Source organism: Methanospirillum stamsii, from assembly GCF_003173335.1.
Classification (GTDB): Archaea; Halobacteriota; Methanomicrobia; order Methanomicrobiales; family Methanospirillaceae; genus Methanospirillum; species Methanospirillum stamsii.
Genome location: NZ_QGMZ01000037.1, coordinates 16,391 through 27,176 on the forward strand (window position 1 = coordinate 16,391; position 10,786 = coordinate 27,176).

The 10,786-nt window shown below is 43.7% G+C and carries 10 protein-coding genes; 6 read left to right on the plus strand and 4 right to left on the minus strand.

What is annotated here, in order from left to right:
• Positions 1–2: 2 nt before the first annotated feature.
• The 3 genes from DLD82_RS14140 to DLD82_RS14150 all read right to left on the minus strand — a co-directional run bounded on the left by DLD82_RS14140 (position 3) and on the right by DLD82_RS14150 (position 1,991).
• On the minus strand, positions 3–269 hold the full coding sequence (locus tag DLD82_RS14140) for a UPF0058 family protein (RefSeq protein WP_281268015.1): 267 nt from the start codon (positions 267–269) through the stop codon (positions 3–5).
• A 163-nt stretch (positions 270–432) separates the two neighbouring features.
• A complete protein-coding gene (locus DLD82_RS14145) occupies positions 433–906 on the minus strand; it encodes a UPF0179 family protein (RefSeq protein WP_109941776.1) in 474 nt (157 codons plus the stop codon).
• Positions 907–911: 5 nt separating this feature from the next.
• On the minus strand, positions 912–1,991 hold the full coding sequence (locus DLD82_RS14150) for an NAD(P)-dependent glycerol-1-phosphate dehydrogenase (protein WP_109941777.1): 1,080 nt from the start codon (positions 1,989–1,991) through the stop codon (positions 912–914).
• A 14-nt stretch (positions 1,992–2,005) separates the two neighbouring features.
• Here DLD82_RS14150 and DLD82_RS14155 point away from each other — a divergent pair, with 14 nt between their 5' ends.
• The 6 genes from DLD82_RS14155 (at position 2,006) to ppdK (ending at position 10,084) form a co-directional block, all read left to right on the plus strand.
• Positions 2,006–2,851: a DUF63 family protein gene (locus DLD82_RS14155; protein WP_109941778.1), complete on the plus strand. Its 846-nt coding sequence runs from the start codon at positions 2,006–2,008 to the stop codon at positions 2,849–2,851.
• Positions 2,844–3,410 (plus strand): stage II sporulation protein M, encoded by a 567-nt coding sequence (locus tag DLD82_RS14160; RefSeq protein WP_109941779.1) that lies wholly within the window; start codon positions 2,844–2,846, stop codon positions 3,408–3,410. Before DLD82_RS14155 ends, DLD82_RS14160 begins: the two co-directional genes overlap by 8 nt.
• Before the next feature lie 10 nt (positions 3,411–3,420).
• Entirely contained in the window at positions 3,421–4,857 is a 1,437-nt protein-coding gene (gene proS / locus DLD82_RS14165) for a proline--tRNA ligase (RefSeq protein WP_109941780.1), read from the plus strand.
• 51 nt (positions 4,858–4,908) lie between these two features.
• Complete coding sequence (gene thiD, locus DLD82_RS14170) at positions 4,909–5,676, plus strand: bifunctional hydroxymethylpyrimidine kinase/phosphomethylpyrimidine kinase (RefSeq protein WP_245920458.1); 768 nt, start codon at positions 4,909–4,911, stop codon at positions 5,674–5,676.
• Between the two features lie 125 nt (positions 5,677–5,801).
• The gene (locus DLD82_RS14175) at positions 5,802–7,181 is read left to right on the plus strand and encodes a SpoIIE family protein phosphatase (RefSeq protein ID WP_109941782.1); all 1,380 of its coding nucleotides are present in this window, start codon (positions 5,802–5,804) and stop codon (positions 7,179–7,181) included.
• Positions 7,182–7,333: 152 nt separating this feature from the next.
• Positions 7,334–10,084, plus strand: a complete 2,751-nt coding sequence (ppdK, locus tag DLD82_RS14180) for a pyruvate, phosphate dikinase (RefSeq protein ID WP_109941787.1) — start codon at positions 7,334–7,336, stop codon at positions 10,082–10,084.
• Positions 10,085–10,105: 21 nt separating this feature from the next.
• On the opposite strand, the gene DLD82_RS14185 is transcribed toward ppdK, so the two are convergent.
• Positions 10,106–10,552: a hypothetical protein gene (locus DLD82_RS14185; protein WP_109941783.1), complete on the minus strand. Its 447-nt coding sequence runs from the start codon at positions 10,550–10,552 to the stop codon at positions 10,106–10,108.
• Positions 10,553–10,786 lie beyond the last annotated feature (234 nt).

Genomic DNA, 10,786 nt, shown 5'->3' on the forward strand with positions numbered 1-10,786 from the left:
AATTAGTTCTCAACAGCTATCTCAGTAGATGTGGACATTTCATGGGAAAAACTAAGCACCGCAGGTTTCTGGTTAATATGATCAACAATTTCCTGTCCAAGAACTAATATAGCCTCTTTATGAGACTTTTTGTTTTTATGGATATGGACCGGGGAAATATGCATCATATTATACCGCTCTGTGGGTATTTCCTCGTTGGTGATGGTTTCGTAGTACTTCCTGACATGTATAAAAAGCATATGTAAATGTAGCAGCTCTTCTTTCTGCACTCTATCACCTGGAACAAACAAGTTCTATCTCCACTCTTTGAGACATATAGGTTATGGAAATCTTTTATTAAAGGGAAGACAAAAAAAGGCGCGGGGCCTCTGATCTCTCCACCATGCTCTTTTTTTTCTGCGCACCATTTCCGGAAAGTAGGGCGGCGTAAATTTAAGAAGAATATCGTGGCAAACCTTCCGGAAGTGGTACAATCTTCACCAAAAGTGGGGAGGGGCCTGTTCTGCAGGCTACAGAACCCTCTTCCAAAACTTCGGTGATTATGTATTTCTGACCTTCCACAACACCAGAAGGATGACATGCCGCAAAGGATTCACACGCCTCATCACAAGTTGGAAAACGAAGAGTAATGGTCGTATTTTTGTTAGCTAACTCCGGGGGGAGACGGATCTTTACAGGTGCTTCGACTACATCGACGGTTACCGCACCATTCAGATGAACCGGACATGAATGAGCAGCAGCACGAATCGCAACTACCTCATACCGTCTGCCCGGTTCAAGGTTATGACATACACGGGCAATGGAACATGATTCACACTCATCTGCTTTTCCCATGTAGACAAACTGGGTTCCGGGTTTCGCGTATACTGAACCAACAATCGTCACCCGTGTTTTCTTCTGGTCCATGTCACTTACTCCTCATACAATAACTGAACAAGATATTCTGCTGATTCACGTGTAAGCCCCATATCAAGAATAGTATATCGTTCCGGTCTAATCTCCCTGGCTTTCATCAATGCCTCTACCACAATTTCATCAGGGATATTAAGTTCTTTCGGGGTTGTCGGTGCGCCAATATGATGGAGAGAAGATCTAATCTCCCGCCAGTCTCCGCCATGTAAGTACATGGTCATGATTGAACCAATACCACATGCTTCCCCATGAAGGGCGGCTCCAGGTATCAGACGTTCAAGGGCATGTCCGAATTTATGCTCTCCACCTGATGCAGGTCGTGAAGAACCGGCAATTGCCATCGACACTCCGGATGAAACCAGTGCTTTTACCACAATCCATGCCGCTTCTTCCTGTCCGGGCTTTATAAGATTCGCATCCTTTACCAGGATCTCGGCAGTCATCTTTGAAAGGGCGATGGCATATTCACTTATCTGTTCTCCCCGAATCCGGTGGGCCAGTTCCCAGTCAAGAATTGCAGTATAATTGGAGATGACATCTGCACACCCTGAAGCCATGAGCCGGTGGGGCGCCTTTGCGATGATACCGGTATCTGCAACGACCGCAACAGGAGGATGAGCTTCGACAGAAACACTCCCGTTTTCGGTTGGAAGAGTCGCTCTTCCGGAGATAATCCCGTCATGTGAAGCTGCTGTTGGAACACTGATGAAAGGTTTTCCCTGTTTATATGACACAATCTTGGCACAATCAATAACTCTCCCCCCGCCAATTCCAATAAGGAAATCCACAGGGCTGGCAGCCTTTGCACATTCCTCAAGTGTTGAAGAGTCCAGTTTTCCGGCGATAAACCGTGAAATATCATACATACCTGAAAGAAGATTTGCAACCGCTTCTCCGGCAACTTCGCGGGTAGTGCCCCCGGTAATAAGGAGTGCTGACTTGCCCGGCTTAATATCTGCAATGATTTCAGGGAGTTGTAAAATTGCCTCATGGCCAATCAGAACGTCCCGTGGAAGCTGGGTCCATCTCGATTTGTTGAAGCCTTCCGGCTGCAATACCTGTACCTGCTCTTTGCTCATGGAGTTCTCAACTCATGATTAGGGAATTCATCTACAAATATTACATAGATCCCATTCGTTATGGTCAGCCATACACATTGGTAGATACACTTACGTATGCACTCATTCTGCTTGCATGTATCTGGTTGTTATACCGGTGGTTTGAGAAAAATAAAATAATTATTGACAGGAATTTTGTTTATGCCCTCATCCCCTGGGTTGTCCTGGGCGGATGTCTGCGTGTGGTTGAGGATACCGGACTTATCACATCAGATTTACATGTATTTTTCACCACTCCACTGATTTTTTTCCTGATATTTGCTATTGCCTTTCCAACATTGTATATTGCAAATATCCTGGAAAAGCGAGGAACAATTCCATCATGGAAAAAGATTTTTGGTGGTACCGGACTATTCCTTACGTTAATTACTCTTTCTTTTCTGGTCTGGTTTGGCATCACAAAAGCTCATTTTGACATTCTGGTTGCCAGCAGGATCCTCGGAATAGCATTCGGAACAACAGCCATTCTCTATGCAGTTATAAAATACGGATTTGGCTGGAAATATGTGCAGGATCGGTTATATCAGATGCTAATTTTCGGTCACATGCTGGATGCCAGTGCGACTTCCTACGGTATTGACCTGCATTCAATCCGATACAGTGAGCAGCATGTCGTTGGCTCGGCACTGATTAACCTGACCGGAACGGCTTTTGTGATGTTTCCACTAAAACTGATTGTTTTGATACCCGGGATATATATTCTTGAATTATACAGACGCGAGGGAGCATCAGGGATATGGTACCTGATACTGCTTGCGATGATCATGGTCGGCCTTGCCCCAGGAATTCGGGATATGGTCAGGATGGTGCTTTATGTCTGATTTACGTATTAGTCATTACCTGATAATTTCAGGTTTCATACTCATTGCAGGTTTTGGAGCAGGTTTTGCATTATCTACGGCAGATCCTGCCTTTGGTGAGAGTCTCCTAACCATGTTTGAAGAGATGATTGCAGGACAGATAATGGATGATGATCCACCAATTCTGGCACTGCTTTTATTCCTGAATAACCTGGAAGCATGTCTTGTCATTTTTATCGGCGGAGCATTCCTTGGAATTCTTTCCATTATGATCATCGGTTTTAACGGAGTGATTATCGGTGCCGTTCTTGAAATCATGAGAAAAGAATCCAGTGATCTCGTCCTGCTTGCTGCAATAGTTCCTCATGGAATTTTTGAACTCCCTGCAGTTGTTGCATCAGGAGCCCTTGGACTCATGCTTGGCAGAGCAGTAAAAAATGAATGGACCGGAGGACCGGATGCTGCGGCAGAAGCATGGAATCTTGGAAAAACCTTTGTCAGGTATATTATTCCGTTTGTTGCCCTTGCCGCAGTTATCGAGGCCTTTATCACACCAGCCGTCTTACAACTGGTGACATAGGAGCTCATGAATGGAGGAACAGGAAGGAACGCTCCCTCAAAAGGCAGATTTCTCAAGCTGGTACAATGATATACTCTGGCGTGCGGAGATTATGGATGTCCGATACCCCGTTAAAGGACTATATGTATGGTTTCCGTTCGGATTTGGTATACGAAAAAGAGTATATGGAATACTTCGTGAATTACTTGACCGTGACCATGAAGAAACATTGTTCCCGCTTCTGATTCCTGAACCGGAGTTCATGAAAGAGGCAGAACATATCAAGGGTTTCGAAAATGAAGTGTACTGGGTCACCCATGGCGGCACAACCCCTCTTGATGTAAAGCTCGCCCTTAGGCCGACCAGTGAGACGGCAATCTATCCGATGTATGCACTCTGGGTAAGGTCTCATGCTGACCTGCCCATAAAAGTCTACCAGATAGTAAACACCTTCAGATATGAAACAAAACACACCCGCCCGCTTATCAGGCTCCGGGAGATAACTTCATTTAAGGAAGCACACACGGTTCATGCGACCTGGGATGAGGCTGAAAGCCAGGTGGAAGATGCAATTGCGAGGTATCAGGAATTTTATGACCGGCTGAATATTCCGGTTCTCATCTCAAAAAGACCTGACTGGGATAAGTTCCCTGGTGCAGACTATACCATCGCTGTGGACACCATCATGCCGGATGGCAGAACTCTTCAGATCGGAACGGTTCATCATCTTGGTGATCACTTCTCAAAAACATTCAGTATCCAGTACGAGGATACGAAGGGAGAACAGCAGTACTGTCACCAGACCTGTTATGGTATTTCAGAACGATCCATTGCCGCTCTTATCAGTATGCATGGTGATGACCTTGGACTCATGCTCCCGCCTGAAGTAGCTCCGGTGCAGATTGTCATCGTCCCGGTCATCATGAAAAAACGTGAGGAAGAGGTCATGCAGGCTGCAACACAGCTTGAGGCGGAATTGCAGAATGCAGGATACCGGGTAAAGATCGATACCCGTGACCTCAGACCTGGTGCAAAATATTACTACTGGGAGATGAGGGGAGTTCCATTACGTCTTGAAATAGGCCCTCGGGACCTGGATAATAGTGTTGTAATGTCAGTCCTTCGTACAGGAGGTAAAGAACCACTTCCAAGAGCAGATATTATTTCAGAAGTGAACCGGAAGATGAAAGAGTATACCAATGTATTGCTGGAACATGCTCAGGCTCATATCCAAAATCATCTTTTCATGGTTCATGAGGAGTCTGAACTCAGTAATACCGTTTCCAAGGGTGTTGCAGCAGTTCATTGGTGTGGAAACCGTGAATGTGCTGACAGAATAGAAGAGATATCAGACGCAAGCATTCTTGGAACTGAAGTCAGAACAGACCTTATCGACCAGAAACGCGGAAATTGTATCATCTGTGGAAAACCGGACGGAATTGTAACCCTGGTCGGCCGATCCTACTAATTTTTTTCGATAGTTGTTTATTAGAATCATACACAATTCGGTGGTATGAATATGCAATTCCCCTCAGCGCTCTCAATTGCCGGATCTGATCCATCCGGAGGGGCAGGTATCCAGATAGACCTGAAAACTTTTGTGCATACAAAAGTCTGGGGAATGGCTGTAATCACAGCACTTACTGCACAGAATTCTTCAAGGGTTACTGGTTCCTGGCCGGTGGAACCTGATATTGTTCAAAAACAATTGTCAACTGTTCTCGAAGATATGACTCCAGGAGCGGTTAAAACCGGGATGCTTGCAAATGCACAGATTATCCGGGCAGTATCCCGAACACTTCCCCAGGATATCCCGCTCGTTATCGACCCGGTGATCACCTCTACATCCGGATACCGGCTGCTTGATGAAGATGCAGTTCAGGTGATGTGCGAAACTCTGATACCTTTCTCACATATCATCACCCCGAATATTCCGGAAGCGGAAATTCTTGCGAATATGAGCATCACCACTGAAGATGAGATGATCGAAGCAGGGAGAAGAATCATCGATATCGGGGCATCCCGGGTTATTGTCAAAGGCGGGCATGGAACCGGAATCCATGCAACGGACCTTCTGATTTCCAAACACGAAATAATCAGGCTCACAAGTAAACGTCAACCATATGATGTACATGGTTCCGGATGCTCATTTTCTGCTGCAATAACCGGTTATATCGCTGGGGGATGCAATACCATTGAGTCTTGTGAAAAAGCAAAGGAATTAATCAGTAATGGAATTTCGAGGGCTATTTTTGGAAAAAGTGGACGCAGAATAATAAATCCATAGATAAAAAGCCGATAAGACATTATATATAATCAGGAAAATCTCTGAACAGGCAATACCAAACGGGACATAAAAAAGAGGATACCAGAGGACTGAGCCATCAGCAGAAAAAAAACAAAAGGAAATAAATGGAAACCAATATTTTTGAAAGCCTGAAATTGCTTTTCCAGATGATGGCAGTCATCTTTTTATTTGCATATCTTTTTACCAGAAGCCGGTTTTTTAAAGAGGCCATAAGTGGAGAGATCTCTAAGCAATCAAAAGCCATCCTTATACTTTTTTTCGGATTGGTAAGCATTTATGGCACACTGGGAAATATTCAGGTCCAGGGTGCGGTATTAAATGTCAGAGACCTCGGCCCCCTTATCGGAGGACTAACCTGTGGTCCGGTTGTCGGAATTGGTGCAGGAATTATCGGAGGATTGCTCAGATATACTCAGGGTGGGCCATACATGTATGTCTGTCTCTGCGGGTCCATCATTGCCGGGATACTTGGGGGAATCCTGTATCTGGCCAATAAAAAACAGCTTGTCTCTACTCCGATTGCAGTTACCTATGCGGTACTTGTTGAATCCCTCCATTCATTGATTGCTTTGATCTTCGCAACCCCCCCGGATCAGGCAATGACGATAATTACTCTGATTATAATCCCGATGATCATTATTAATGCAATCGGAATGGGCATCTTCTCGATGATGATGCATAATCTGCTTGGTGAGTGGAAGACCAGAAAAGAAAAGATTTTGCTTGAAACTGAAATTGCAAAAAAAGATGCTGAGATGCAGATTGCTGCAAAAATCCAGCAAAGTTTCCTGCCGGACGTTCTGCCGGAAATGTCCGGGTTTAAAATGGCAGCAAAATCCTGTCCTGCAAAAGAAGTCGGCGGGGACTTTTTTGATGTGATTCCTTTTCAGGTAATACCGCTATCACAATCCTCACTTGGCATAATGATTGCGGATGTATCAGGAAAAGGGATTCCGGCAGCGTTATTTATGGCCCTTTCACGAATTGTTGTCAGGGTTGTTGCAGGCTGGTTTGGTGAACCTGCACAGACAATCAGCTATGCAAATACCATCATTGAGGGAAATTCAAAGACCGGCATTTTTGTAACACTTTTTTATGGAATTATTGACAAGGAAACGAAAGTTTTTCGATATGTGAATGCCGGACATAATCCACCGATAGTATATCGATCTATTACAAAGGAGTTTTTCACCCTGCCACTTACTGGCATGGCAGTCGGAGTGATGTCTGATGCATCATATGAACAGGATAAGATAACTCTCCAGTCAGGGGATATCATCATTCTTTACACTGATGGAGTAACAGAGGCCATCAATGAAACAGATGAGATGTACGATGAAAGACGACTAAAAGAGTATATTCAAAGCCATGCAGAGATGGAACCCCGGATGCTTGTTGAAACGATAATCAACGAAGTAAATACTTTTGCAGGAGAACAACCCCAGTTTGATGACATCACATTGATAGCAATAAAAGTGGAATAATCCTTTTCTTTCCATTTTTTATTTTCTTTTTCACCCGGGATGAGATTTTATATAGGTAGTAGACCTATACACGACATACTTATTACCTGAAATGAGTCCTTTCGTTATTAGCATGAGTGATGATCCAAACAGGGTCTAAATCAGAGGTTACTATGAAAGAAACTTGGGTTTACTCGTTTGCCGAAGGAGATGGGAAAAATAAAAAATTGCTTGGTGGAAAGGGAGCCAACCTGTGTGAACTCACGCAAACAGGAATCCGTGTCCCTCCCGGATTTGTAATAACCACTAAAGCCTGTCTTGCATTTCTGAATAATCCTGAACGAAAAATTCCACAAGGAATGATGGAACAGGTATCAAAGCATCTCAAAAAGATAGAAGGGCTGACGAATAAATCATTCGGGGGAGAAAAAAAGCCATTACTTCTCTCGGTCAGGTCCGGTTCCGCCATGTCAATGCCTGGAATGATGGACACTATTTTAAATCTCGGATTAAACCCGGACACTCTGAAAGGACTGATTGCTGATACAGGAAATGAACGGTTTTGTTATGATGCCTACAGGCGGTTTATCCAGCTATTCGGGAAAGTGGCACTTGGAATTCCGGATGAATTATTTGATGAGGAGTTTGAAAAAATAAAATCAAAAGCCCATGCTCATCTTGATGTAGACCTTTCCCGTGATGATCTGGCGGAAATATGTACTGTTTTTTTGCAGGTTGTAGAGCGTTATACCGGAAAACCATTTCCTCATGATCCCTTTGAACAACTGGAAATTGCCATAAAAGCAGTGTTTAGTTCATGGATGGGAAAACGTGCGGTAGATTACCGGAGAGAATTTAAAATAACGTCGGAAATGGCAAACGGGACTGCAGTCAATATCGTTGCCATGGTCTTTGGCAACATGAGTAATAATTCTGCAACGGGAGTTGGATTTACCCGTGATCCGGGGACAGGGGAGAATGTCATCTTTGGAGAATACCTGGTAAATGCACAGGGTGAAGATGTCGTTGCAGGTATCAGGACACCTAAACCACTCGCTGCCATGGCAGATGAGATGCCAGGGCTTTTTAAGGAACTGATGGAACTCAGGAATAATCTTGAATCTCACTTTAAAGAGGTTCAGGATTTTGAATTTACCATCGAAGAAGGGATTCTCTACTGTCTTCAGACCAGGAATGGGAAGATGAATGCAACCGCCATGGTCCGGACATCAGTAGAGATGAAAAAGGAGGGACTCATTGACACTAAACAGGCTCTTCTTCGGATTAAACCAGAGATGCTTGAACAACTGCTCTTTCCAAGGCTTGATCCGGATGCTGATGCAACCCCTGTTGCAAAAGGACTTCCTGCATCTCCGGGTGGTGCCTCGGGTATTGCGGTGTTTGATGCAGACCGGGCAGAAAAATTAGGACATGAGGGAGTAAAAGTAATTCTTGTCAGGGAAGAGACAAAACCCGAGGATATTCATGGGTTTTTTGCTGCCCAGGGCATATTAACAAGCAGGGGAGGAAAAACATCCCATGCAGCTGTTGTCGCCAGAGGAATGGGTAAGCCCTGTGTAGCCGGTGCAGAAGGAATTACCGTAGACGTTCGTCTCCGACAGGCAGTAATTGGTGATACCCTGATTTCTGAAGGAGATACCATTACCATCGATGGTTCCACCGGGGGGGTTTATCTTGGCGAATTACCTCTTATAGAAGCAGAATTTACTCCAGAACTTGAAAAACTGCTCTCATGGGCGGATGAAAAAGCAAGACTGAAAGTAATGGCAAATGCAGATACCCCGGGAGATGCAAAACGGGCATTAAAATTCGGTGCTATGGGAATTGGCCTGTGCAGAACCGAACGGATGTTTAATGAACCAAGCAGACTTCCGATTGTCATCGAAATGATAATTGCCGATACAAAAGAAGACAGACAGAAAGCACTTGATAAACTGCTGCCAATCCAGCGTGAAGATTTTAAAAATATTTTCATTGAAATGGCACCAAGGCCTGTTACAATCCGATTATTAGATCCTCCGATTCATGAATTCCTTCCACAGGAACAACAATTAATTGAAGAACTGGAACTTCTTCGAAACCTTCGAAAAAATCTGCGAGGAATGCGAAAGTTATCAGAAGCGGTAACTTTTATGTACCAGAATGAACCGGAAAAACCTATCGTGCAACTTTCTGCCGATCCTGAATTATTGGATGCAGTAATTCTGAAAAAAGACATGATACTCAGTAAAGTCCGGTCACTCCATGAGATTAATCCAATGCTCGGCCATAGAGGAGTCAGGCTTGGACTTACATTTCCAGAAATTTATGCAATGCAGATACGGGCAATTTTAGAAGCTGCCGCTGAATGCAAAAAATCCGGTGTTACAGTTCATCCGGAGATCATGATCCCACAGGTATGTACGGCCCAGGAATTAAAACGGGTGAAAGAGTGGGTAATTCAGATTCACGCAGAAGTTGAAGATAGATTCGGTTTATCCATTCAGTGTGCATTTGGATCAATGCTTGAGGTTGTCCGGGCATGCATGAGGGCAGAAAATCTTGCAGAAGAGGCGGAGTTTTTCTCGTTCGGAACAAATGATCTCACCCAGGCAACATTTTCATTCTCGCGGGAAGATGCAGAGAATAAATTTCTTCCCATGTATAACATGAGCCATATTCTGCAGGATAATCCGTTTGAAGTGCTTGATGTGAAGGGGGTTGGAAAATTAATGGAACTTGCCGTCAGATGGGGCAGACAGACAAGGCCGGATATCAAAGTGGGCATCTGTGGAGAACACGGAGGGCATCCTGCATCTATTGAATTCTGTCATAAAATCGGGCTTACATATGTTTCTTGTTCCGGCCCGAGAGTGCCGATTGCACGGCTTGCAGCAGCCCATGCAGCAATTAATCAGCCTTAAAAATGGGTTTAAGATATCCGTTTAATATCCTTTTTTATTTGGAACCTTGATAATGTCTGCTGCACTCCCCAGATCGTTTTTTATCTGAATAAACAGGTTTGTTGCAGGAGCAGTGCTCTCAACCTTCTGAAGGGTGGCATCATATTTTGGTTCAAGAGTAGATACCGCCTCTATTGAAGCATCCATGGCTCTGACAAAAAATTCTTTGGATTTTTTTGAATTGTCAGATAAAGTCATCTGGTTTACAGAATCTCTGGTCTGTGTTGCAAATTCCTTTATACCGGACATTTCATCCCCGCTCATTCCGGCATAAGGCTTGATAATGTGCTCATTAATTGGATCAAACTGTGTTAATGCCTCAGTTACCAGTGCTTTGTATTCTTCATCCTGATTTGTTGAGGTACATCCGGAACAAATTACAAGCCCAATGAAAATAAAAGTTGTAAATAGGTATTTGATGGTACTCATAATTATGTTAGTATCTGTTAATCTACATAAATATGTTTTTTTCAGACAGGATTCATTCTATAATAATCTGTATTTATTCGAGGAGGATTTTTTTAAAATGCAATTTAAACTCAAAAAAATAATCCGGCAAATAATAACGTTGAAATACCAATAAAATTCATTAGGTGATTGGGCTCTGTCTGAATTTCTAGTGATATGAAAAATTTTTCAATGAGAATTACATTTAGAGAGATT